The sequence below is a fragment of the Pseudogracilibacillus sp. SO30301A genome, from assembly GCF_037072025.1.
Taxonomy (GTDB): Bacteria; Bacillota; Bacilli; order Bacillales; family Amphibacillaceae; genus Pseudogracilibacillus.
Window position 1 is genome coordinate 1 of sequence record NZ_JAXHDD010000030.1, and the last position, 22584, is coordinate 22584.

General features: G+C 35.5%; 24 protein-coding genes and 1 riboswitch. Of the genes, 16 read left to right on the top strand and 8 right to left on the bottom strand.

Going from position 1 to position 22584, the window contains the following annotated elements:
* Positions 1 to 151 precede the first annotated feature (151 nt).
* From SPD89_RS14200 to SPD89_RS14255, 12 genes are all read left to right on the top strand, one after another.
* Positions 152 to 1441 carry an efflux RND transporter periplasmic adaptor subunit gene (locus SPD89_RS14200; RefSeq protein ID WP_336262607.1) on the top strand — a complete coding sequence of 430 codons (1290 nt, stop codon included), beginning with the start codon at positions 152 to 154 and terminating at the stop codon, positions 1439 to 1441.
* Complete coding sequence (locus SPD89_RS14205; protein ID WP_336262608.1) at positions 1425 to 2105, top strand: ABC transporter ATP-binding protein; 681 nt, start codon at positions 1425 to 1427, stop codon at positions 2103 to 2105. The genes SPD89_RS14200 and SPD89_RS14205 overlap by 17 nt, the downstream gene beginning before the upstream one ends.
* Entirely contained in the window at positions 2102 to 3304 is a 1203-nt protein-coding gene (locus tag SPD89_RS14210) for an ABC transporter permease (RefSeq protein ID WP_336262609.1), read from the top strand. Before SPD89_RS14205 ends, SPD89_RS14210 begins: the two co-directional genes overlap by 4 nt.
* 733 nt (positions 3305 to 4037) lie before the next feature.
* Entirely contained in the window at positions 4038 to 4538 is a 501-nt protein-coding gene (locus tag SPD89_RS14215) for a hypothetical protein (protein WP_336262610.1), read from the top strand.
* Positions 4539 to 4659: 121 nt separating this feature from the next.
* Complete coding sequence (locus SPD89_RS14220; RefSeq protein WP_336262611.1) at positions 4660 to 5319, top strand: DUF6875 domain-containing protein; 660 nt, start codon at positions 4660 to 4662, stop codon at positions 5317 to 5319.
* Positions 5316 to 6314 (top strand): ABC transporter ATP-binding protein, encoded by a 999-nt coding sequence (locus tag SPD89_RS14225; RefSeq protein WP_336262612.1) that lies wholly within the window; start codon positions 5316 to 5318, stop codon positions 6312 to 6314. The genes SPD89_RS14220 and SPD89_RS14225 overlap by 4 nt, the downstream gene beginning before the upstream one ends.
* Positions 6311 to 7105, top strand: a complete 795-nt coding sequence (locus SPD89_RS14230) for an ABC transporter permease (protein WP_336262613.1) — start codon at positions 6311 to 6313, stop codon at positions 7103 to 7105. The genes SPD89_RS14225 and SPD89_RS14230 overlap by 4 nt, the downstream gene beginning before the upstream one ends.
* A complete protein-coding gene (locus tag SPD89_RS14235) occupies positions 7102 to 7884 on the top strand; it encodes an ABC transporter permease (protein ID WP_336262614.1) in 783 nt (260 codons plus the stop codon). Before SPD89_RS14230 ends, SPD89_RS14235 begins: the two co-directional genes overlap by 4 nt.
* Positions 7885 to 8240: 356 nt before the next feature.
* Entirely contained in the window at positions 8241 to 8498 is a 258-nt protein-coding gene (locus SPD89_RS14240) for a hypothetical protein (protein ID WP_336262615.1), read from the top strand.
* Positions 8499 to 8961: 463 nt separating this feature from the next.
* Positions 8962 to 10122 (top strand): GNAT family N-acetyltransferase, encoded by a 1161-nt coding sequence (locus SPD89_RS14245; protein ID WP_336262616.1) that lies wholly within the window; start codon positions 8962 to 8964, stop codon positions 10120 to 10122.
* Between the two features lie 24 nt (positions 10123 to 10146).
* Positions 10147 to 10821, top strand: a complete 675-nt coding sequence (deoC, locus tag SPD89_RS14250; RefSeq protein ID WP_336262617.1) for a deoxyribose-phosphate aldolase — start codon at positions 10147 to 10149, stop codon at positions 10819 to 10821.
* A gap of 826 nt (positions 10822 to 11647) precedes the next feature.
* Positions 11648 to 11839, top strand: a complete 192-nt coding sequence (locus SPD89_RS14255; RefSeq protein ID WP_336262618.1) for a hypothetical protein — start codon at positions 11648 to 11650, stop codon at positions 11837 to 11839.
* A 2-nt stretch (positions 11840 to 11841) separates the two neighbouring features.
* On the opposite strand, the gene thiE is transcribed toward SPD89_RS14255, so the two are convergent.
* The 6 genes from thiE to SPD89_RS14285 form a co-directional block, all read right to left on the bottom strand.
* Entirely contained in the window at positions 11842 to 12459 is a 618-nt protein-coding gene (gene thiE / locus SPD89_RS14260) for a thiamine phosphate synthase (protein ID WP_336262620.1), read from the bottom strand.
* 12 nt (positions 12460 to 12471) lie between these two features.
* A complete protein-coding gene (gene thiM / locus SPD89_RS14265) occupies positions 12472 to 13218 on the bottom strand; it encodes a hydroxyethylthiazole kinase (protein ID WP_336262621.1) in 747 nt (248 codons plus the stop codon).
* Entirely contained in the window at positions 13215 to 14021 is an 807-nt protein-coding gene (gene thiD, locus SPD89_RS14270) for a bifunctional hydroxymethylpyrimidine kinase/phosphomethylpyrimidine kinase (protein WP_336262622.1), read from the bottom strand. Before thiD ends, thiM begins: the two co-directional genes overlap by 4 nt.
* Positions 14022 to 14036: 15 nt before the next feature.
* Positions 14037 to 14540: an energy coupling factor transporter S component ThiW gene (gene thiW, locus SPD89_RS14275; protein WP_336262623.1), complete on the bottom strand. Its 504-nt coding sequence runs from the start codon at positions 14538 to 14540 to the stop codon at positions 14037 to 14039.
* Positions 14541 to 14644: 104 nt separating this feature from the next.
* Positions 14645 to 14757: riboswitch (TPP riboswitch) on the bottom strand.
* Positions 14758 to 15375: 618 nt separating this feature from the next.
* A complete protein-coding gene (locus tag SPD89_RS14280; protein WP_336262624.1) occupies positions 15376 to 16038 on the bottom strand; it encodes a CoA transferase subunit B in 663 nt (220 codons plus the stop codon).
* Between the two features lie 15 nt (positions 16039 to 16053).
* Positions 16054 to 16752 (bottom strand): CoA transferase subunit A, encoded by a 699-nt coding sequence (locus SPD89_RS14285; protein WP_336262625.1) that lies wholly within the window; start codon positions 16750 to 16752, stop codon positions 16054 to 16056.
* A 258-nt stretch (positions 16753 to 17010) separates the two neighbouring features.
* On the opposite strand from SPD89_RS14285, the gene SPD89_RS14290 reads away from it, so the two are divergent.
* A complete protein-coding gene (locus SPD89_RS14290; protein ID WP_336262626.1) occupies positions 17011 to 17949 on the top strand; it encodes a S66 peptidase family protein in 939 nt (312 codons plus the stop codon).
* 214 nt (positions 17950 to 18163) lie between these two features.
* Here SPD89_RS14290 and SPD89_RS14295 read toward each other — a convergent pair whose 3' ends face one another.
* Both SPD89_RS14295 and glcD read right to left on the bottom strand, forming a co-directional pair.
* The gene (locus SPD89_RS14295; protein ID WP_336262657.1) at positions 18164 to 19444 is read right to left on the bottom strand and encodes a (Fe-S)-binding protein; all 1281 of its coding nucleotides are present in this window, start codon (positions 19442 to 19444) and stop codon (positions 18164 to 18166) included.
* Between the two features lie 44 nt (positions 19445 to 19488).
* Positions 19489 to 20892 carry a glycolate oxidase subunit GlcD gene (glcD, locus tag SPD89_RS14300; protein WP_336262627.1) on the bottom strand — a complete coding sequence of 468 codons (1404 nt, stop codon included), beginning with the start codon at positions 20890 to 20892 and terminating at the stop codon, positions 19489 to 19491.
* 111 nt (positions 20893 to 21003) lie between these two features.
* Between glcD and SPD89_RS14305 the strand changes: the two genes are divergently transcribed.
* From SPD89_RS14305 to SPD89_RS14315, 3 genes are all read left to right on the top strand, one after another.
* A complete protein-coding gene (locus tag SPD89_RS14305) occupies positions 21004 to 21243 on the top strand; it encodes a hypothetical protein (protein WP_336262658.1) in 240 nt (79 codons plus the stop codon).
* A gap of 217 nt (positions 21244 to 21460) precedes the next feature.
* On the top strand, positions 21461 to 22075 hold the full coding sequence (locus tag SPD89_RS14310; RefSeq protein WP_336262628.1) for a TetR/AcrR family transcriptional regulator: 615 nt from the start codon (positions 21461 to 21463) through the stop codon (positions 22073 to 22075).
* A 27-nt stretch (positions 22076 to 22102) separates the two neighbouring features.
* Positions 22103 to 22522: a Spx/MgsR family RNA polymerase-binding regulatory protein gene (locus tag SPD89_RS14315; RefSeq protein ID WP_336262629.1), complete on the top strand. Its 420-nt coding sequence runs from the start codon at positions 22103 to 22105 to the stop codon at positions 22520 to 22522.
* Positions 22523 to 22584 lie beyond the last annotated feature (62 nt).

Sequence of the window (22584 nt, forward strand, 5' to 3'; positions counted from 1 at the left end):
CTGATTTTACATAGTTAACTCAGTGCTTGCTTTTCCAAGCCTTGCGCTTTATAATTAAAACAACTGTATTAAGCGGATGATACATAGGGGTTGTTAATACTTTTAGTGTACTGTACGATTAATACGTTAAGTGGGTCAAGGAGGGAAAAGAGTGAAAAAGAAAACAAAGATATTAATAGGCGCAGGGGTACTTACGCTTGTTATTGTAATGGCTGTTATTTATGCGTTTAAAGGGAGAGTAAGTACGGTAGATCAGATGGATCCTGAAGAAATGGAAGTTCTTGTACAGGAAGTAACAGAAGAAAAAATGGAAGAGACGCTACTAGTATCCGGTAAAATAGTCGCTGAAAATGAACAAAAAGTGTACGGAGAACCTGAAAATGGAGAAATTAAAGAATTTAAAGTAAAAGAAAATGATAAAGTAAAAAAGGGCGACAGTTTATTCGTATATAATGGAACAGAGTTAGATAATGAGTTGAATGCGGCGGTACGCTCAAGAGATATACTACAAAATAATACGCAAGCGACTCAAAATCAATTAAACCAAATGGTAAACCAAATAGAAGAGATGAAAAAAGCAAAAGAAAATGGGCAGAGTACAGATGAAGAAGGGACCTTTATAACGGATGAAGATATTAAGTCACTAGAATTAGAAAAGAATCAGTTAGCACTTGAAATAGAAAATGCTAAAGCGGAAGTTTCAGGAGCGCAGGCAGAAATAAATCGGATTGATGAACAGAAAAAAGCATTGACGGTAAAAAGTAAAATGGATGGTACCGTTGTAAAGGTAAATAAAAATTTAGAAAGAACAGAAGAAGGAACAACAGAACCAGTTGTGCATATCGTTTCCAATGAACCATTTAAAGTGATTGGTACAATGAGCGAGTTTGATAGTGTCAAAATAAAATCTGGACAAGATGTAGTCATTCGCCCAAAAGTGTTTAAAGACCGAGAATGGAAAGGAAAGGTAGAGTCTGTTTCTGAATTCCCAACCGATGAAGAGGGAGGGGAAATGGACATGTACGGTGGTGGTGATATGAATGTCACGATGTATCCGTTCAAAGTAGAAATTACAGATGACACGAAGGAATTAAGACAAGGTTACCATGTTTCTTTAGAAGTAGCTATTGGGGGTGACGAGAAAAAACTGGTTGTCCCGCATTCAGCTCTTTTGGATGATATGATGATGGGTGAAGAAGATGAAGACGCAGATATGATGGATGACATGTTTGGTATGGAAGATGGGATGATGGAAGAGGCTCCGTTTGTTTATGTGCTTATTGACGGAGTGCTTGAACGACGAGACGTAGAGACTGGTGCGATGAATGATGAATTTATTGAAATTACTGATGGAGTAGAAGTAGGAGAGTTAGTTGTAATCACTCCAAGTTTTGAGATGTATGATGGAATGGAAGTGACCTCCTATGATGAAGTTGAGTAATATAAGTAAAATATATAAATCTGGTAAACTAGAAGTTCCTGTCCTACATGATATAAATCTAGAAATAGCGGATGGGGAGTTTATTGCAATTATGGGGCCATCTGGCTCAGGAAAATCTACTTTAATGAATATCATTGGTTTCTTGGATTCGCCAACATCTGGTGATTATGAATTAAATGGTGAGAAGATAACTGCTTTTCATGAAAACCAATTAGCCAGGCTCCGAAATAAACATATTGGTTTCGTTTTTCAACAATTTTTTCTATTGCCTAGATTGAATGCGATAAAAAATGTAGAGGCACCACTTGTCTATGCAGATATCAAAAAGAGAGAACGAATAATTCGAGCCGAAGAAATGTTAGCAAAGGTTGGACTTGCTGATCGAACCCGGCATTTACCAAATGAATTATCAGGTGGGCAAAAACAACGTGTTTGTATTGCACGAGCACTAGTGAATGATCCAGAAGTTATTTTAGCAGATGAGCCAACAGGAGCACTTGATTCAAAAACAGGTCTACAGATCATGGAATTATTTACGCAGTTAAATGAGGAAGGGAAAACGGTAATAGTCGTAACACATGAGGAGGAAATAGCTGCATATGCAAACAGAACTATCTTTCTTCGTGACGGTGTAATCACCGAGGAACGGAGGCTAGATGTATGAACTTAATGGAAAGCTTTAAAATTGCACTATCCTCTATCTGGAATCATAAAATACGTTCTATTTTAACAATGTTAGGTATCATTATTGGAGTTTGTGCGGTTATTATTATTGTTGCTATTGGAACAGGAGCACAAAATCAGTTGACGGATGATTTATTTGGAGCAGATAAAAACATTATTGAACTATATTATGAGCCGTTTCCTTCTGAAGATGGCGGAGAAATGATGTGGATAGAACCAGAAATAACCTCTGAAGACTTGGCAGAAATTCAAGATATTTCAGGGGTTCAAGTTGCGATGGGAATCAATCAAGGCTGGGGAAATTTGATTCATAATGACAAACAAATAGAAATTGAAATCGTTGGAGTGGGCAGAGACTATTTTTACGGTAAAAATATAGAAATGTTAGAAGGGCGTCCTTTTACGGAACAAGATAATGATAATATGAATCGTGTAATTATGATTGATGATTATACACGCGATAAATTATTTAAAGAAGATGAAGAAGTAGTTGGGGAAATCGTTGAAATTGATGGAAATCCATACAAGTTAGTAGGTGTTTACAAATCTACTATTCCAGAAGAGTATCGTATGGACCAAGGAGAAGGTTTAATGCCACGCACATTAAATGGAATGATGTTTGGAGTATCTGAAATACAGCAAATTCAGATTTTAGCTAGTAGTGCGGAAACATTAACAGAAACTGCAGAAACGGCTGCTTCTCTTCTTACGGAATTGAAAAATTTAGAGGATGGGATGTATACGTATTGGGATATGAGTGAATATGAAGAAGAGTTTCAGTCATTTTATCTTATCACTACGCTCGTTATCGGTAGCATCGCTGGTATCTCATTGCTTGTTGGAGGTATAGGTGTGATGAATATTATGCTCGTATCCGTTACAGAACGAACACGTGAAATTGGCTTACGTAAAGCAATTGGTGCAACAAGAGGTAGGATACTTTCGCAATTTTTAATCGAAGCAATGACGATTACATTGCTCGGGGGGGTAGTTGGTATAGGAATTGCGATGTTGGTAACTATGGTAGCTTCACAGTTTTTACCTTTTACAGCAGTTGTAAGTCCAATCGTCGTGATGATTGGTGTTGGGTTCTCGGCATTAATTGGAATCGTGTTTGGAATCTTACCAGCGAATAAAGCATCAAAATTAAGTCCGATAGATGCACTTAGACATGAGTAATAGACGATTGTTCTTTATAATTTTGTTCTAAAATAATAGAATGTAAGCATATTTCGGAGGGCACGGGAGATTTCTCGTGCTTTTTAATTAGGGAATTAATTACTAGATTGTATTAGAAAGGTAATTAGTTCACTTAATAGCATTGACGACAATGGTATCTTTCTAGAATGAAACTAACTAAAGAGGTAGCAGATGGAGGGTATAAAAAAGTTATGAAAAGAAAACGTTGAAGAAATTATATCTCTTTCGCAATTTGCCTTTCAATTCTTTCAATATACATTTAGTGATGAACAACGTCAGGTGAAAAAAGAGGAAGCCAAGCGTCACTCAATTTTGGGGTATATGGTAGATGGGGCATTAGCGGAAACTGCACATTATCCCACTTGAAGTGTATATCAATGGGACAGTCTACCAAATTATTGGAGTATGTAGTGCTACTTCGAGAAGGGATAGATAGTAAACATATCAATATTAACTAGAATATTAACATGCTTTGAACGCTAGTTTTGTGATTAGACAAAAGAACGTTGAATTTTCATGAATAAACTTGAATAAAAGTATATAATTTTGAATTAATGGAAGTTATTGACATTGGTAGTTTTATAGCTTACGCTATCAGTATATTCAAAGTATCAATTAACTAAAACAAGGAGGGAATATAAAAAACATTGGAAGGGAGCTTTCCCGACCCATGTTAAGAAGTAAATACTATAACTAATTGGGAGGAAAAATCATGAATAAGTTAGAGACTATTGGTAAACAGGAATTAATTAAATTTTTAAAAATTTACAGAGATTATGATGTGCCAAGTTTAATGTTTTCAGAAGCTATTGATCAGGTTTGGCATAATTTGCTTAAGAGTACGGAAACTTATGAGGATTTCTGTATGAAGGAAATAGGGGTAAAACTAGAACATAATGTTTGTGGTGGAGTAGATGTTATTAATTGGGTTGCAGTCTATGAAAGACTATACGGTCCCTTACACCCTTTCTGGTTTGCAGATGAAGAATTTAATATTGACTCTGTTGCATACAAAAATTACCTAGATAATAACTATGGTGCTGATTATAATTTTACAATTGAATCAGTTAAACGTAACAATAAAAAACAGCCATTAGAGTTATCGTGGGATTGCAACGCTTATTTTCAGTTGGATAGAGAACCTTTAAAATTATCCTGGGATTGTAATGCTTACTTTAAGCTGGATGATAAGCCAGTAATGGTCTCCTCATAGGATTGATACATGATTCATTAAATAATTATCATATTCCAAAAGAGGTACTTCTAATAATGTAGATGCTAGAAGTATCTTTTTTGTAAAATGATATTTTTAAAAAAAGTGAGGTGTCATAGTGATGAAAGAATTAAGAGAATTAAATAACCTAGAATTTGATCAATATGTAAAGGAAATAAGTAAGGGTTTTTGTCCGTATATAGCACCATCAACAAAAAAAGATGCTATTTACTTTTATAATTATGAACTTGAATCAAACTCTATTGAAAGTATTAATAAAGATATTTTTTATATTTCATTAATGCATACAGAGTTATTTAGAAATGATAGACTCTCAACTAACAAAAGTCGGGCTTTATTGTTATGTAGGAATATAATATTTAATATTAAAGATCAATATTTGGATAAAAAGGGTAGAGAATTATTGGACATACCACATTGGTTATTAAAAACTCACTATACAAGTAAAGGCATCATGTTTGGGAAATTTTGGAAAGGGGAAGAAGGGAAAAGCAGGATTGGTAAAGAAATTCCTATACCTCCAAAATACTTTATTTCAATTAGATCTACAATCAAATCCAAGGATCCATTTTTCTTTAATAAAGCCCCCGATCTAATTGATGATTTAATTAATTCGGTTGATGATGGGCAACAAGTGTTTGAAGAATTAGAAGAAATAAATCTACCGAATGAGGATTTAGATGTATTGAGGGACACGAAGTTATATGAGAAACTATATGAAAAAGAAAAGTCTACAAGGATGAAAAGAGGAATTGAATGATTTCAGTTAATAATCTAAATAAGATATATAAAGTGCATGAAAAAGAACCTGGTTTTATTGGTAGTGTCAAGTCTTTATTCAAAAGGGAATATAACAGTATTCATGCTGTCAAAGATATTTCCTTTGAAATTGAACAAGGAGAAATTATCGGCTTTATTGGGAATAACGGGGCAGGTAAGACTACCACATTAAAAATGTTATCTGGACTTTTATATCCTACATATGGCAGTATTCTAATTAACGGCAATATACCTCAAAAAAGAAAAAAACAATTCTTGAAAGATATTACGATGATTATGGGACAAAAACAACAGCTTTCATGGGATTTGTCTGCACACGACTCCTTATTAGTTAATCAGGCTGTTTACGAAATTCCAAATGATGTATTTAAACGAAGATTGCGTTTTTTATCCGAGCTTTTAAATATAGAAAAAGTGTTAAATAAACAAGTGAGAAAACTATCGCTTGGTGAGAGAATGAAATGCGAATTAGCAAGCGCACTTATTCATGAACCGAGCATATTATTTCTCGATGAGCCAACTATTGGGCTAGATTCTAGTATGCAGAAAACAGTGAGACGTTTTATAAAAGAATACAATGAAAAAGTTAATGCTACCATTATCTTAACAAGTCATTATATGAAAGATATAACCACATTATCTGATAGATTGATGATAATTGAACAAGGATCTTTGATTTATGATAATTCGATTCAATTGTTTGGCGATTACGGGCAAAAAAAAGAAATTACTATATTATTTCAAACGGAAACAAAAGTAGATAAAAGTAATTTATTTGATGTCAGTGAAGTAGTATATGTCGATGATTATAAATTAAAGGTTATAGTGAGTAAAAAAAATGTAGCCTCATTTTTAGCAACAGTCATTGATAATTATGAGGTGAAAGATATAAATATCAATGAACAACCGATTGAAAAAATTATCCCCCAATACATAACCAAGTATAGAAAAGAGAACGATCAGGTGATCTTATGAAAAAGTTTTTTATTAAATTAATTAAAATGACTCAAAGTATGTTTACGCTGCAAATGACTTATCGTATCGGCATTTGGATATGGATGCTAAATGGTCTACTTCCTTTAGTAACGATGTTTGTTTGGATAAACATTGCGAATGAAAATCCTTTAAGCGGAAGAACTTCTTCTGATTTCATAAATTATTTTTTAGCAGTGATTGTTGTTGGGCAGCTAATGGCCAGTCCAATTCTTTCCCGATTGGATTCTGACATCCGCTATGGTTATATGTCAAATAAGTTATTGTTGCCTATCAATCCCTATTGGTCATATGTAAGTGAAAAGATTTCGATTACTTTCTTCGCTATTCCATTTTTGGTAATACCAATCGCAATTGTTTACTTTTTTTTTGGTTTAGATTGGAAGATGGACTTGTTCAATGTATCACTATTTTTCATTTCACTTATCGGTTCAATTATTCTACAATTTCATAGACAATTTAGTATGGGACTTATTTCATTTTGGTCGGATAAAACCTTGGCAACAAGTAGAGTTTGGGAGAGTCTGAATTATATTTTAAGTGGAGCATTTGCACCAATTGACATGTTTCCATTATATCTTCAAAAAATCATTTTACTATCTCCTTTTCCATATGTTATTTATTTTCCTGTAGCAATATTAAATGGTAACTTATCGAATTCGGAAGTTTTTTTAGGTTTTTTTATTCAATATTCTTGGGTAATCATTTTTGTTTTTTTATATAGGTTTTTGTGGTATAGAGGACTAAAAAGGTATGGAGCTGTTGGTGCATGATGTACTTTAATTTAATCTACGTGTTTATTAAAAATTCTATTCAGGAAGAATTAGAGTATCGTTTTGATTTTTTTATGAATTTCTTTAATGCAGTAATTTCCTCATTGGCTTCGTTGGCTGTAATTTATGTTATGTTTCAAAATGCTAACGAAATTGGAGGATGGACTTTTACTGAGGTTGTTGTGTTAATTGGAATTTTTAGACTAATTAGAGGAATTGTTGATTCAATTATTATTCCAAATCTAGGCCAACTTTCTGAACATGTTCGACAAGGGACAATGGACTTTATACTATTAAAACCTATAAATGCACAATTTTATGTTTCCTTACGTAGGTGTAGAGTATGGGATGCTTCGAATATATTAATCGGTTTTTTCCTAGTATTTGTAGGTTTATTTAAATTAAAGTTATTTTTACTGTTTTCATTTATATTAGGTAGTTTTTTAATAGTATTAAGTATTATTATCATTTATTCTATTTGGTTTATAATAATGTCGCTTGCATTTTGGTTTATTGATGTAAGGAATTTACAGACAATATTGAATATGTTAATGGAGTTTGGACAATTTCCACTGTCTGTTTATCCAAGTGGGTTACGCTTTTTGTTTTCCTTCATTTTCCCAATTGCTTTTATTACAACTATTCCTGCCAGTGCTTTAATCGGTAATTTTTCAATTCATCTATTGGGTCTAGCTGGATTGATCGCACTAATATTCTTTATTAGTAGTGTGGCTATATGGAGAATGGCACTTAGAAATTATTCGAGCGCCAGCAGCTAAATCTAAATAAAAGTACTATCATTTTCACCAAAATCAGTGGAAGCACAAATTGCAATTGTATTTAGAAAAAATTATAAACTATTATGGATGAACGATTTACGAAAAATATCGATCAATTTTTGTGAAGGATTGGCAAAATTTATTTTTGAAGCAATGCGTGTTTTTGCATAGCAAAACAAAATGGAATGAACGGATAATTTTGTTCAGTCTTTTTAATTGAAAAAGAGGACTTGCTTTTGCTCAATGTCACAACCATAATATAGTGAAGTGTATTAGTTTATTGGTACAGATAGAGCGTGCCTACTTCCCGTGTATTAATAATTTAATACATGGGATACCAACAAGAGGGAAAAGAAGTGAAAAAGAAAACAAAGATATTCATAGGCGTGGGGGTACTTACGCTTGTCATTGTAATGGCTGCTATTTATGTGTTTAAAGGAAGGGTAGCTACAGTAGATCAAGTCGCTCCTAAGGAAATGGAAGTTTTCGTTCAAAAAATAACGAAAGAGAAAATGGATGAATCGATCTTAGTTACGGGTAAAATTGTCGCGGAAAATGAACAAAAGGTATATGGAGAACCCGAAAGTGGGGACATTAAAGAATTTAAAATATAAGAAAATGATGAAGTTAAAAAAGGAGATAGTCCGTTCATATATGAGGGAACAGAGTTAGAAAGTGAGTTTAATGATGCTGTACGCTCGAGAGATATGTTACAATACGCAATCAATTCAAAATCACTACTGTTACCATAGTGTACAGCTTTTCGTTCGATGTCTTTTAGCGTCTTTTGCTTGACGACACATATTGTTTTACCGATAGCATGATCAGGCTACCGAACCTTATCCAGTTTTCCAATGAACAAGAATGTTTTAGAGACTTTTGCTTGTCTTTAAGCCAAGTGTAGCACATTTTCAGACAATTTAGACAGCGAAAGCGATCACTATCATCCCATGTCTAAAGACGAGCTAGCTCTACATGGGCTTTCTCGTTTGGAAAATTTATAATTAGTTCACTTAATAGCATTGACGACAATGGTATCTTTCACTAGAATGAAACTAACTAATGAGGAGGTAGCAGATGGAGGGTATAAAAAAGTTATCAAAAGAAAACGTTGAAGATATTATATCTCTTTCGCAATTTGCCTTTCAATATACATTGAGTGATGAACAACGTCAGGTGAAAAAAGAGGAAGCTGAGCGTCACTCAATTTTGGGGTATATGGTAGATGGGGCATTAGCGGGGAAACTGCACATTATCCCACTTGAAGTGTATATCAATGGGACAGTCTACCAAATGGGAGGGATTGCTTCTGTCGCGACATGGCCTGAATTTCGCAGGCAGGGGATTGCAAAAAAGTTATTGTTACAAGCCTTAAAAGAAATGAAGCAAGCTGGACAAACGATTTCTGTCTTGGATCCTTTTCATGTTGGGTTTTATAGAAAGTACGGATGGGAATTATCATTTATGAATCAACGTTATACAATCCCACTTAGAATATTAAAAGAGGATTGGTATGGAAATGGCTATATACGAAGAACAGATGATATTTCGTTACTTGATTCAATCTACAAGAAGTTTGCAAAACAGTATAATGGCATGCTTAAACGGAATGAAAAATGGTGGGAACAGCGCGTACTTACAGATGAAGTGGCACAGATTAGAGTGGCTTATCACGAGACAGGTCATCCAGAGGGATATATCATCTATAAAGTGAAAGATGAGGTATTTACTGTGATAGAAATGGTTTATACATCGTTAAATGGGATGTATTTGCTCTATGAATTTATTGGAAACCATGATTCCATGGCTAAAGAAGTGAAAATGATCGTCCCTGAAAATGATTTATTACCATATAAATTAAAAAATCCATTTTTTAAACAAGAGAAAGAAACCTTTGCGATGGCTCGGATTGTCGATGTTGATAATTTTTTAAAAAATTACCCATTTACAGAGGCAGAAGGTTCCGTTACCATTTTGATTGAAGATGAATCTTTTTCTGAAAATAGTGCCGGCTATCAAATTCAGACACAGTCTGGGAAAACAGTAGTAACGAAAGTAAAAGGCTTAAGGAATGGGGATATCAACTGTACGATACAGCAATTCACATCGATTTGTCTTGGATTCAAACGTCCAAAAGAGTTATTGGCACATCATTTAATTGATGGGAAGGTCTCAGCGATAGAACAATTAGAGAAAATGATTCCTCAAAAGCAAACATTTCTAACCGACTTTTTTTAATTGATGAAAGAAAGGGAGACATAAATGGTAGAAAAACGTATAGCAAGTAAGATTGATCATACACTTTTAAAACCAGAGGCGACAAAAGAGGATATCGTAAAACTTTGCGAAGAAGCCAAAGAGTATGAGTTTGCAACAGTGTGTATTAATCCATCGTGGGTACGTATCGCTGCAAAAGCACTAATGGGTACAAATGTAGGGATTACTACGGTGATTGGGTTTCCGTTAGGAGCCACAAGTACTTTTACCAAAATTGCTGAAACGAGGGATGCGATTGCCTCTGGTGCAACGGAAGTCGATATGGTTATAAATATCGGTGCCTTAAAGTCAAAGGATGAGGTGACAGTATATCAAGATATTAAACAAGTTGTTCGTGCTGCAAGTGAACAGGCTATTGTAAAAGTAATCATTGAGACGGGCTTTTTAACGGACGATGAAAAAGAGCGCGCCTGTTTATTAGCAAAAGAAGCGGGAGCAGATTTTGTAAAAACTTCTACTGGATTTGGACCTGGGCAGGCAACAGTAGAAGATATTCGCTTAATGCGTCAGACTGTCGGTCCTGAAATAGGTGTAAAAGCATCAGGTGGAGTGCGTGATCTAGAATCCGCTAAAGCGATGATTGAAGCGGGAGCGAATAGAATTGGGGCGAGTGCAGGAATTGCTATCGTAACAGGGGAAAAGGGTAGCAGTTCATATTAATTTACTAATCACATAAAAAGCCTAAATCTTATATCGATTTAGGCTTGATCATATGAAGGGGATTATGATATTGGTAGGTTTAGAAATTTATTTATATAGAGGAAGTTCAAAAAGTCCGGTAGAAATGACACTGCGAATTTCGCACGAATGCTTGCTTTTCCGCTCCTTGAAAAAGGAAAGCACTTTTCTGCGTGCTAGAAGCGTTTCCTTGGAAAAGTAGAACACTTTTCCTGCGTGCCAAATCTTTGCTCATGTATTTAAAAGCATACATTCCGCTGACGGGAGCTGCGCCACCTCGAACTTCTTGGTTCTTTTTATCCTTTTTTTTATACGAAAATGGGAGATAAGCTCAATTTTGACACAAAAAAGCTCCCTAAAAAGTAAAATTACTTTTTTTGGAAAAAATTATTTGATTAATTTGTTATATGATGCTTTTTATCCCCCATTCTGTTTTTTTGATTGGACTTGAGCTTATTAACTACCAAAATGGAAAATCTGGACATTATGGATACTTTCTTCCACTAGACGCTCCGCCAGGGAATCCCTTAATGCGAGGAATACTAATCATCGAAAATGTTGTTTCCTATGGTAGAAGTGCTCGTCATAGAAATGTACGATCACCAAGCTCTGTAGTATCTATAATAAACAAAGTAATTAATTATTAAACGCCACACCCCCATTTTCATTCATTGCGGTGTCTGTAAAGACATAGGAGTTTTGAACACGCACTTATATGAGAAAAATTTTAATTATCTTTATTTTGAGTTCTGTGATCATATTATTTTTATTAATAAGTCTCTTGAAACGTAAAATGGAAGCTAATACGTTGATAGTTGGGCTTTTTTCCATTACTGTAATTTTAGTTTCTGGATTAAACGTCGTTATAATGGGTTATCTAGGTGATGGTATTTATCCAGCAGGCGATTCCATCATATTTTATTTATTTTTAATTGTTGTAGCTCTAAGCGGAATAAATATTTTATTGACCATTTCAAAATCCGCTAAACAGACTGGATAATTTTATAACGAGTTTACGGTAGTATAAATATCTTCTGACTTTGTAATCGCCGAAATAACAGCAACCCCGTCTGCTCCTGCTTCAATCACTTGGTGGGCATTCGATGTGTTAATCCCGCCGATTCCAACAATAGGAAGGTAGTGGTGCTTGTTCCGTAAATATTTTATCCAATAAGTACCGACGGCAGCTTTGGCATCGTCTTTTGAAGTTGTCTCAAATATGGGACCTGCTCCAATGTAATCGACTAAATGAAGCGGGCTTCTTTTTAATTCTTCTTCATTAGAAACAGATAAGCCGATAAGTAGATTTGGAAATTCGATCCGTAAGTTAGCAATTTTTTCATCCTCTTGACCGACATGAATCCCATCAACGTCAAGTGTTATTGCGAGATCCACATCATCGTTAATGAAAAACGGAATATTATAATGACGGCAAAGCACACGTAATTTTTTCCCAAGATCTATTTTTGCTTCACCGTTAAGGGACCCTTTTCCTTTTTCACGAAATTGAAAAGCGGTAATACCAGCGTTAATTGCTTCTTGTAAGATAATTTCTGGATCGCGGTCACAATCCTGGCTACCCATTATAAAGTATTTTCGTAAATAATTTCGCTGTGTCATCTTATTTGCTCCTTATTTTCCAAGTTCATCGATAAAGGCAGGGAGGAAGGTACCTGTTCCGTTAACCTCGTTTCTTTCAGCAGCTTTTTCAGCAGCTGCACCGTAAAAATGAACTGCTTCATAAGCTGCATCTATCTTTTCAATTTCTGTTGTTAAACAAGCGGTAAGAATGGAGCCAAGTAGGCATCCTGCGCCTGTAATTCTAGTTAAAAACTTATGTCCGGTTCTGTTTGCTTTAACTTTTTTGTTATAACAAATAATATCAATTTCACCAGTCACTACAGCTAAAGTATTATATTTTTCCGCAACTAGTTGAGCTATCTCTTCTAATTTTGACATATCATCATCAATGGACTCTACACCTTTTGTTTCCCAAGCGACTTCAACTAAATGCGCCATCTCACCGGCATTTCCCTTAACAGCAGTAAAAGAAATGTTTTCTAACAATGTTTGAATTGCTTGTTTTCTGAAATTAGAAGCGGCAACACCAACAGGGTCAAGGACGACTGGTATCCCTCTTTCATTTGCAGTTTGTCCAGCGATTATCATTGCTTCAAGTTCTTTTTCTACAATCGTCCCAATGTTTATGAGTACACCGTTGGCAATGCTCGCCATATCACGTGCTTCTGCCGGTTCTTTTGCCATGATTGGAGAGCCGCCAAAAGCTAGCAGTCCGTTTGCAGTAAAGTTCATGACAACTTGGTTCGTTAAATGGTGAATTAACGGCTGTGCTTTTCTTACTTGTTCGATTCCATTCATAGTTTAATGGCTTCCTTTCTCACTGCAAAATGATTTGTTGGTCCGTTTCCTTTACCTAAATCAAACGATTGTTTAATTGCTTCCGTCACATAGTGTTTACTTTTTTCAACAGCTTCAATCAATGAAAGACCATGACTTAAATAAGCAGTGATTGCAGCGGAGTACGTGCATCCTGTACCATGAGTATTTACTGTATCAATGCGTTTTTCTGTAAATGTGTACATTTCTTTTCCATCATATAAAAAGTCAATCGCATCCCCGACAAGGTGTCCGCCTTTTACAAGTGCAGCTCCCGCGCCATATTTATCAACAATTTTTTTGGCAGCATCTTGCATCGCTTCAGTTGAAGTGATTTTTTCCCCAGTTAAAAATTCTGCTTCAGGTATATTAGGTGTAATTACTTTACAAAGTGGCACTAGTTGATCTCGTAAGTAAACTCTCGCATCCTCATTAATTAACGCATCCCCACTCGTTGCAACCATAACAGGGTCAATAACAAAAGGGATAACTTTGTCTTTCACTTTTGCTTGAATAATTTCCATCATGTCAATATTTGCGATCATTCCTGTTTTAAATGCATGTACTGGCATATCAGAAAAAACAGATTCTAACTGATCTTCAATCATCTGTAAAGGAAGATGATGAATATTTTGAACCCCGGTTGTATTTTGTGCAACTACTGATGTAATGATAGACATGCCGTAACTTTGTAATTCTTGAAAAGTTTTTAAATCAGCTTGAATTCCTGCACCCCCTGATGGATCAGTGCCTGCAATTGTTAAAGAACAAGCTACTTCTTTCATGTTAAGCAACTCCTTTTATAATTTATGCTCATTTTTCAATTGAATAAAATTTTCATATTTAACGCGAGAAACGATAAATAAAGCAATTCCTGCACCTGTAATACTGCTCACTAAGAAAGGGGGGATGAAAAATAAGGCACCAAAAGATGTTCCCATTAAAATTTTGGCAAATGGGACGGAGAATAACGCACCAATGATTCCTGTCCCGATAACTTCACCTAGTGCGGCGAAGTATTTTTTCCCAAACTTTTTGTATAGGTAACCGGCTAAAAATGCCCCAAACATTCCACCGGGAAATGCAAGTAATGAGCCGAGTCCAAGCATATTTCTAAGTAGTCCAATCACAAAAGCAATTGCAACAGCTGGCCCTGGTCCTAGCATTACAGCAGCCAAAACGTTCACCGCATGTTGGACGGGATAAGCCCTCGCAACACCAGCGGGAAACCAAATCAATTGAGATCCCAATGTTCCAATAGCTACTAATAAAGCCATCGTTGTTAGTAATCTTGTTTGATTCATGTGACCTTCTCCTCTTAAACCAATTCGAAAGGGGTGTTAGCTTATAAAACAGTAAAAAACCAGATTCAACACGGAACCTGGTTTGTAGTTAACTAAATTTTAACATTAACGATTTACTACTTCCCTCCGCTAGTATAAACTAGATCAGGTTCACAAGAGTTAGAAATAATCTGTATTTCTTCTCAGCCCGCATATTTGGGCACCCCTAGTAGTGTGCATATGGAATTATTTACCCTAAAGTCATTATAGCAGAAATCCTTTTTATTGTCATATCGGACTAATTTTTGTTTCCTTTAATATTTCATAAATTCTTGTTATAATACGTTCCATGAGAAGGTCTCTTTCTAAATGTATTTGCCCTAGTAAGCATACATTTTATGATAGAATGCCTTCTCTTTTTTGGCTAGTAAATTAGCGAAAATTTCCCCCGAGTAAAATATTACACATATTAATAAAGACTTTGTGTTTTAATTCACACAATAATGGGGCAGCTAGAAAACATGCTTAGTGGCTGGCGTGACTTGCTTGTGGCGAGAAAAGATGCGATGTGTCTCTTCCAGCATGCAGAGTCGCTGGAAAAGATGCGATGTGTCTCTTCCAGCATGCAAAGTCGCTGGAAAAGATGCGATGTGTCTCTTCCAGCATGCAGAGTCGCTGGAAAAGATGCGAAGTTGCTCCTCCGGCGTGCAGAGCCGTTGGAAAAGATGCAAAGTGTCTCTTCCAACATGCAGAGTCACTGAAAAACATGCTTAGTGGCTTGTTTAAACGTCGAGTGACGCACATGCAAACATAAAAAAATCCCACTCGTTTTTTTAACGAATGGGACAATTAAAAATTAATATGCCTTCTCAAGTAATCTCTCACTAATTGTTAATTCAGCTTCTGTAGAATTTACGACATCCTCTACTGTAAAACCATCAGCAACTTCAAGTAAGACGAGACCGTTATCTGTAACTTCTATGACCGCCCGATCTGTAATAATTTTATTTACGACACCTTTACCTGTGAGTGGCAGCGTACATTCTTTTAAAATTTTCGGTTCACCGTCACGGGTAACATGCTCCATAATGACAATGATTTGCTGGGCACCGTGAACGAGGTCCATTGCACCACCCATACCTTTAATCATTTTGCCGGGAATCATCCAGTTTGCTAAATCACCAGCTTCGGAAACTTCCATTCCACCTAATATAGCAAGGTTAATATGACCTCCACGTATCATTGCAAAACTTTCAGCATTATCAAATAATGCAGCTCCATCGATCATGGTTACCGTTTCCTTACCAGCGTTTATTAAGTCTGCATCAATTTCTTCTTCAGTTGGATAAGGACCAATTCCAAGGAGGCCGTTTTCCGACTGAAGCACGACATGTTTATTATCCGAAATATAATTGGCAACTAGAGTCGGCATACCGATCCCTAAATTCACATAGTATCCGTCCTTAATTTCTTTCTCCGCTCGACGGGCGATTTTTTCACGAACTTTCGCTTTACCCATGTTTTCACTCCTCACTTAATTATTTGCCGTGGCAACTGTTCGTCTTTCAATCCGTTTTTCCTGATTACCTTGGATAATTCGTTGCACGTAAATGCTTGGGGTATGAATGTAGTTAGGGTCAAGTTCACCGACTTCTACAAGCTCCTCCACTTCAGCGATTGTTACTTTTCCTGCCGCCGCAATAATTGGATTAAAGTTTCTCGCTGTTTTGTTATAAATTAAGTTCCCCATTTTGTCGCCTTTTAACGCTCTTACAAAACTAAAATCAGCAGTTAAAGCTTCTTCAAGAACATACTCTTTTCCGTTAAATGTTCGAGTTTCTTTACCTTCAGCAATCGGTGTACCAACCCCAGCCGGTGTATAAAAAGCAGGAATTCCGGCACCTCCAGCACGAATTTTTTCAGCGAGCGTTCCTTGAGGAGTTAATTCGACTTCAATGATTCCTTCTATAACTTGGCGTTCAAATTCTTTGTTTTCACCAACATAGGAGCCGATCATTTTTTTAATTTGTTGATTTTTTAATAGTAAGCCGAGCCCAAAATCATCTACCCCACAATTATTAGAAATAACGGTTAAATCTTTTACACCAGTTTTAACTAATGCATGAATTGCATTTTCAGGAATTCCGCAAAGTCCGAAGCCTCCAACCATTATTGTTGCCCCATCATGTACATCACGAACAACTTCATCAAATGAAGTATATACTTGTTTCAAAAAGTTCCCTCCTCAAATAGAAATAAATAATTATAAAATTAAATGAATTTTGCATATAGTCTAACTTATATTATAGCATAGACAATAATTGTTAGCACTGTTACTAAAGAGATATCTACTATTTAGATATCTATGGTTAGTAAAAGTAAATTATAAGTGAATCGTGGTCTCGTAAGCTATTATCAGCAAGTGTCACGCAATTAAATCAACTTGAATAGGCTAATGTAGCATAAAAACCAGAAGTGGTAGGTGGCAAAAATGGCAGTGAGACCGTCCATTTTAGAACAAGGGGATACAATTGGAATCGTGACATTAGGAAGTCCACTTGGTCCAATGGTAATCAATCGAGGTATTCAAACATTAGAGAACTTTGGGTTTAACGTAGTTTTAGGAAAAAATGTTTATGCTGCGACAGGCTTTTTAGCTGGGTCACCGGAAGAACGAGCAGTAGATTTAATGAATATGTTTGAAAATAATACCGTGAAAATGATTCTGCCAACAAGAGGAGGAGTTGGAGTAGACGGAATCCTCCCTTTTTTAGACTATGATGTAATTAGAAATAACCCGAAAATTATCTCAGGATATAGTGATATTACGACTCTGTTAAATACGCTTACACAAATGTCGAACTTAATCACTTTTCACAGTCTACTATTACTTGATTTTCGACCTAGTACACCGGCATATAATTATAATCAGTTCTTTTCAGCAACCTCAGTAGTATTGCCTTCTAGAGTAATAGAAAATCCCCAAGGTATACCACAAACGAGTGTTATTCCTGGCAATGTAACTGGAACAATTGTGGGTGGAAATTTAACATCACTGATCAGTTCGCTTGGAACCCCATATGAAATTGATACAGAAGGAAAAATACTATTTCTAGAGGATACCCATGAACCGACGAATACGATTTACAGATACTTAAACATGTTAAAATTAGCAGGAAAATTTGATGATTGTGTTGGTATTGTAATGGGGGAGTGCACGAATTGTCCGAATGCATATAATACATCTTATGCTGATCTTATCAATGGAGTGATTGCTCCTTTAGGCAAACCATTAATGACTAATGTTACTACTGGACATGGTTACTATAAAGCAGCAATACCAATCGGAGCGAGAGCCAACTTGAATACAGTTAATAATACATTTACTGTGTTGGAACCGACTGTTAGCTTATCGGCGATGAACATCTGAATTTTAACATGGAAAAAGAAAAACTCTTCCTCGCACTTAGATATTGATAAAAATTGGAAGAAGAGTTCATGGTATTTTCCCTCGCCTTCGATGTCGGTAGAAAGTAGGGAGAAGAGCTTCGCAGTGTTCTCCCGCACCTACGTTTTCGGCAGAAAGTTGGGGGAGAAGAGCTTCGCGGAGTCCTCCCACATATTTAGTGAAACAAGTATTTTATTTAAAACTTCTTTTGCTCATACGCTTTAAGCAATAGATCTACAATATGTACGGCATCTACTTTCCCGGTTAAACCTTCACGCTCAATGCCTAACTTCATTTGTAGTAAGCATCCAGGGTTTGCCGTAACAATCGTTTTTGCATTTGTCTTTTTAGCTTGTTCCATTTTATAGTCTAGTATTTGCATGGACATCTCTGACTCTACAATATTATAAATACCTGCAGAGCCGCAGCAACGCCCAGCATCTTTCATTTCAATATAATTAACACCTTCTATCGATTTTAATAGTTGCCTTGGTTCCATAAACGTTTTCTGTCCATTTTTCAAATGACAGGAGTCTTGATAGGTAACAACTTGCTCCTCTAACTGAAGATCCAATTTATCAAACTCAAGTTCAATTAAAATGCTGGATATATCTTTGATTTTCTTTGAAAATTTTACAGCCCGTTCTTGCCATTCAGGTTCATTTTTAAATAAATATTCACAATCATTTAGAAATGCTCCACATCCGCCTGCATTTGTAATGATATAATCGACTTGTTCCTCCTCAAAAGCTGTAATGTTTTTCTTTGCCATTTCTTTGGCTGCATTAATTTCACCGCTATGACCATGTAACGCCCCGCAGCAACCTTGTGACTTTGGGATAACAATGTCACAGCCTGCGTATTGTAACAATTTAGTCGTTGCATCATTTGTGCTCATAAATACCGTATCCATTAAACAACCGGAAAAAAACGCTACCCGCTTTTTCTGCTTCTTTAGTGCTGGTAAATGAGTAGGTCTTTCTTTCATTTCTTTCTTTTTAGGTACTTCTGGTAAAACATTCTCCATTGCCCGCATATTTTCTGGCAAGATTTTTAATATACCTGTTTTTTGAGCAGCCCGCTTTAGACCTGATCTTTGATAAAGACCGACAAAACTAGTTAAACGAATCATTTGTTTTTGCTTAGGAAAAAGATGATTAAAAGCAATCCTTCTAGTAAGTTTAGTCGTGACAGATTGTTTATTAGTTTGATAGATCGCATCTCTTGCTTGTTCTAAAAGGTGACCAAACTGAACACCAGAAGGACAAACTGGTTCACAAGCCCTGCAACCGAGACACATATCAATGGAGCGTTTTACTTCCTCAGATGGTTCAATGATACCATCAACGACACCTTTCATAATGGCAATTCGACCACGGGGAGAATGGACTTCATCCTGTCCTGTTTCGATATATGTCGGACAACTTGGAAGACAAAACCCACATCTTGTACAGTTCATTAATTCATCATAATCCATTCTTTCTTTAAATGCCTGTTGAATTCGGTCTTTTTCTTGTTGTTTCAATTTGGCTTCACCTCCGCTTCCTTTGTAAACATTTTACCGGGATTCATAATATAGTTAGGATCGATAGCTTTTTTAATGTTTCTCATCACATCGATACCCGATTCTCCAATTTTTAAGTGTAAATATGGTAGTTTCATGGCACCAACACCGTGTTCTCCTGTAATTGTACCTCCTAATTCGACTGCTCGTTGAAATATTTCTTCAAACGCTTTTTCGACTCTAGCAATCTCTTCTTTGTTGCGGGCATCAGTTAAGCAAGTAGGGTGTAAGTTACCATCTCCAGCATGGCCGAAAGTACAAATGGTTACATCATACTTAGTAGCGATTTCCTCAATTGCTTTTACCATATTTGCAATTTCTGATCTTGGAACTGTCGCATCCTCTAAAATTGTCGTTGGCATGAGACGTGATAATGCAGACAGAGCGGCTCGTCTTGCAGTCATTAAACTTTCTGCTTCAACCTCAGTTTTTGCAATGGAAACATTAAAGGCACCATTTTCTCGGCAAAGTGTTGAAATCTTTTCGATATCTCTTGCGACAACTTCGGGAGTACCATCTTGTTCAATTAATAAAATCGCTTTTGCCTCAGTTGGTAGTCCAATTTTAGCAAAGTCTTCAACTACTTTTAAGGTAGGCTGATCCAAAAATTCTAATGTAACTGGAATAATCCGATTTTCAATAATAGAAGAAACTGTTCGAGCAGCAGCTTCTAAGTCATGAAAGAGTGCAAGCATCGTTTTCTTTGCTTCCGGTTTAGGAATAAGTTTTAAAATAGCTTCAGTAATAATGCCAAGGGTTCCTTCCGAGCCGATAAATAATTCCGTTAAATTATATCCAGCTACATCTTTCGCCAGTTTTCCTCCAGTTCGGATAATTTCTCCGTTTGGGAGGACAATTTCAAGTCCTAATACATAATCATTCGTTACGCCATATTTAAGACCGCGTAGTCCTCCTGAATTCTCACTAATATTACCGCCAATTTGAGAAATATGCATCGAGCCTGGATCAGGAGGATAAAACAATCCGATATTGTCGGCAGCTTCAAAAATTGTTTTCGTATAGACACCTGGTTGAACGGTCATCGTTAAGTTTTTTTCATCAATATCAAGGATCTGATTCATCTGATTAAATAGTAAAACGATCCCACCTTCAAGAGGTGTTGTACCTGCACATAAATTAGTCCCTGAACCACGAGGAACAATTGGGACTTTATTTTCATTACAAATTTTTATTATTTCAGCTACCTCTCTTGTATTACGTGGAGAAATGACCGCATCAGGCAATGCCTGGTACTGTGCTGTAGAGTCATAGGAATAGGCAAGTAGAGAAGCTTTGTCTAGTTTAATATTATTTTTACTAACTATATTTGTTAATTGCTCAATAACTTGTTTTGTTAACATATACTCCCTCCTCGGATAAAAACGCTTCATACCTTGATTATAAAGGATAAACGTACTTAATTATATAGAAAATTATCCAATGTTCTGTGAATAGAAAACGGGTTCTATTGGATGAAAGTCCAATTGTTAACAAATGGCTTGTTTGATAAAATAAATGTAGGTATGGATATGGGAGGAGAACGGATATTGAATGAGGGATATTTTGTAGGTTGGGGAACGCTAGCATTAATCAATGCAGGCATTGCTCAAGGAAAAAATAGAAGTGGACTTAATTGGTTTTTAATATCATTGTTGCTAGGACCAATTGCTACATTTCTGCTAGTGCTCTTTGATAAATTACCAGGTGAATAATATTTACTTGCAAGGTAAGAACGTATAAAATTTTCTTACTTCATAAGTGCAACTTCGGCTTTCGCCATAAAGGCTTGGCGATAAGCCGAGTTTTCCAAGAAAATAACAAAATTGTGACACTATGTCGCTTTTGGTTGACAAATGACACGATGTCACTTATACTTATTTTGTACTTGAAGTGACAATGTGTCATTTCGGCTGAATAGGAGGAAGACGAATGCCGCGGCCAACTTTTTTTAATTTACAAGAAGAGAAACAACAAACATTGCTTCAAGCAGCGAAAAAAGAATTTACAAGAGTTTCACTGGCTGAAGCTTCAATAGCTAATATTGTAAAAGAAGCAGATATACCTAGAGGAAGTTTTTATCAATATTTTGAGAATAAACAAGATCTTTACTTTTATCTATTAAATGAGCATTTAAAGGAAAAAAGAGAAGAACTAATTACCAACTTACGAAAACATTGCGGGGATATATTTGCTTCCATTCGAGACTTGCTCCAATCATTATTGACAGAGATGGAAGAGGAGGGCACCTATCAATTTTACCGTAATGTATTTTTAAATATGGATTATCGAACTGAAAAAGCTTTTATGAATTTAATGAATTATAATACATTAGATAAAAAGTATGATTTAATCAAAAGGTTGATCAATAGAAAAAGTTTAAATATTGACAATGAAGAAGAATTACTTCAAGTCGTTCAAATTGTTTCCTTGATTATGACAGATAATCTTATTCAAAAATTCGGTAAAGAAATGACAAATGAGGAAGTCATTCATAATTATAAAACTCAAATAAGGTTATTAAAAAAAGGATTTGCTAAAGAGTGAAAAAGACTATAGAAGGGAGAAACAAATATGACTGTTAAAATATATGGTTCATCTTGTGCATCTACTCGAAAATCAAGAATGTGGTTTAATACGCACAATATACCTTATGTCTATAAAGATATTATGAGAAACCCTTTATCAATAGAAGAGTTCCAACATATTCTGCGGTTGACAGAAGAAGGAACAAAAGATATTATTTCAACGCGATCAAAAGCGTATAAACAGTTAAATATTAATTTAGAAACGATTCCCTTAAAAAAGCTTTATTCATTAATTCAAGAATTTCCAAGATTATTGCGTCATCCAATCATTTTTGATGAAAAAAAATTACAAATTGGTTTTGATGAACATAATATCCGTCAGTTTATTCCGAAAGAAGAACGTCAAAAATTTATTATTGACAATTTATTCAATCTGAATAACAACCCTCATATCGAAGGAATTTAATATTTTTATACTAAAATCTTGTAAAAAGTATATACTTTTATGAGAATTATTATAAACTTATA

Coding starts and splice junctions, on each gene's coding strand:
- SPD89_RS14280 (WP_336262624.1), bottom strand. CDS start 16,038: ATGGGTAAAGCGAAAGTTCGTGAAAAAATCGCCCGTCGAGCGGAGAAA.
- SPD89_RS14295 (WP_336262657.1), bottom strand. CDS start 19,444: ATGGATTATGATGAATTAATGAACTGTACAAGATGTGGGTTTTGTCTT.
- SPD89_RS14305 (WP_336262658.1), top strand. CDS start 21,004: ATGAAAGTCCAATTGTTAACAAATGGCTTGTTTGATAAAATAAATGTA.
- thiD (WP_336262622.1), bottom strand. CDS start 14,021: ATGAAAGAAGTAGCTTGTTCTTTAACAATTGCAGGCACTGATCCATCA.
- SPD89_RS14215 (WP_336262610.1), top strand. CDS start 4,038: ATGAATAAGTTAGAGACTATTGGTAAACAGGAATTAATTAAATTTTTA.
- thiW (WP_336262623.1), bottom strand. CDS start 14,540: ATGAATCAAACAAGATTACTAACAACGATGGCTTTATTAGTAGCTATT.
- SPD89_RS14205 (WP_336262608.1), top strand. CDS start 1,425: ATGATGAAGTTGAGTAATATAAGTAAAATATATAAATCTGGTAAACTA.
- glcD (WP_336262627.1), bottom strand. CDS start 20,892: ATGTTAACAAAACAAGTTATTGAGCAATTAACAAATATAGTTAGTAAA.
- SPD89_RS14310 (WP_336262628.1), top strand. CDS start 21,461: ATGCCGCGGCCAACTTTTTTTAATTTACAAGAAGAGAAACAACAAACA.
- SPD89_RS14235 (WP_336262614.1), top strand. CDS start 7,102: ATGATGTACTTTAATTTAATCTACGTGTTTATTAAAAATTCTATTCAG.
- SPD89_RS14290 (WP_336262626.1), top strand. CDS start 17,011: ATGGCAGTGAGACCGTCCATTTTAGAACAAGGGGATACAATTGGAATC.
- SPD89_RS14230 (WP_336262613.1), top strand. CDS start 6,311: ATGAAAAAGTTTTTTATTAAATTAATTAAAATGACTCAAAGTATGTTT.
- SPD89_RS14210 (WP_336262609.1), top strand. CDS start 2,102: ATGAACTTAATGGAAAGCTTTAAAATTGCACTATCCTCTATCTGGAAT.
- thiM (WP_336262621.1), bottom strand. CDS start 13,218: ATGAATGGAATCGAACAAGTAAGAAAAGCACAGCCGTTAATTCACCAT.
- SPD89_RS14220 (WP_336262611.1), top strand. CDS start 4,660: ATGAAAGAATTAAGAGAATTAAATAACCTAGAATTTGATCAATATGTA.
- SPD89_RS14225 (WP_336262612.1), top strand. CDS start 5,316: ATGATTTCAGTTAATAATCTAAATAAGATATATAAAGTGCATGAAAAA.
- thiE (WP_336262620.1), bottom strand. CDS start 12,459: ATGACACAGCGAAATTATTTACGAAAATACTTTATAATGGGTAGCCAG.
- SPD89_RS14245 (WP_336262616.1), top strand. CDS start 8,962: ATGGAGGGTATAAAAAAGTTATCAAAAGAAAACGTTGAAGATATTATA.
- SPD89_RS14315 (WP_336262629.1), top strand. CDS start 22,103: ATGACTGTTAAAATATATGGTTCATCTTGTGCATCTACTCGAAAATCA.
- deoC (WP_336262617.1), top strand. CDS start 10,147: ATGGTAGAAAAACGTATAGCAAGTAAGATTGATCATACACTTTTAAAA.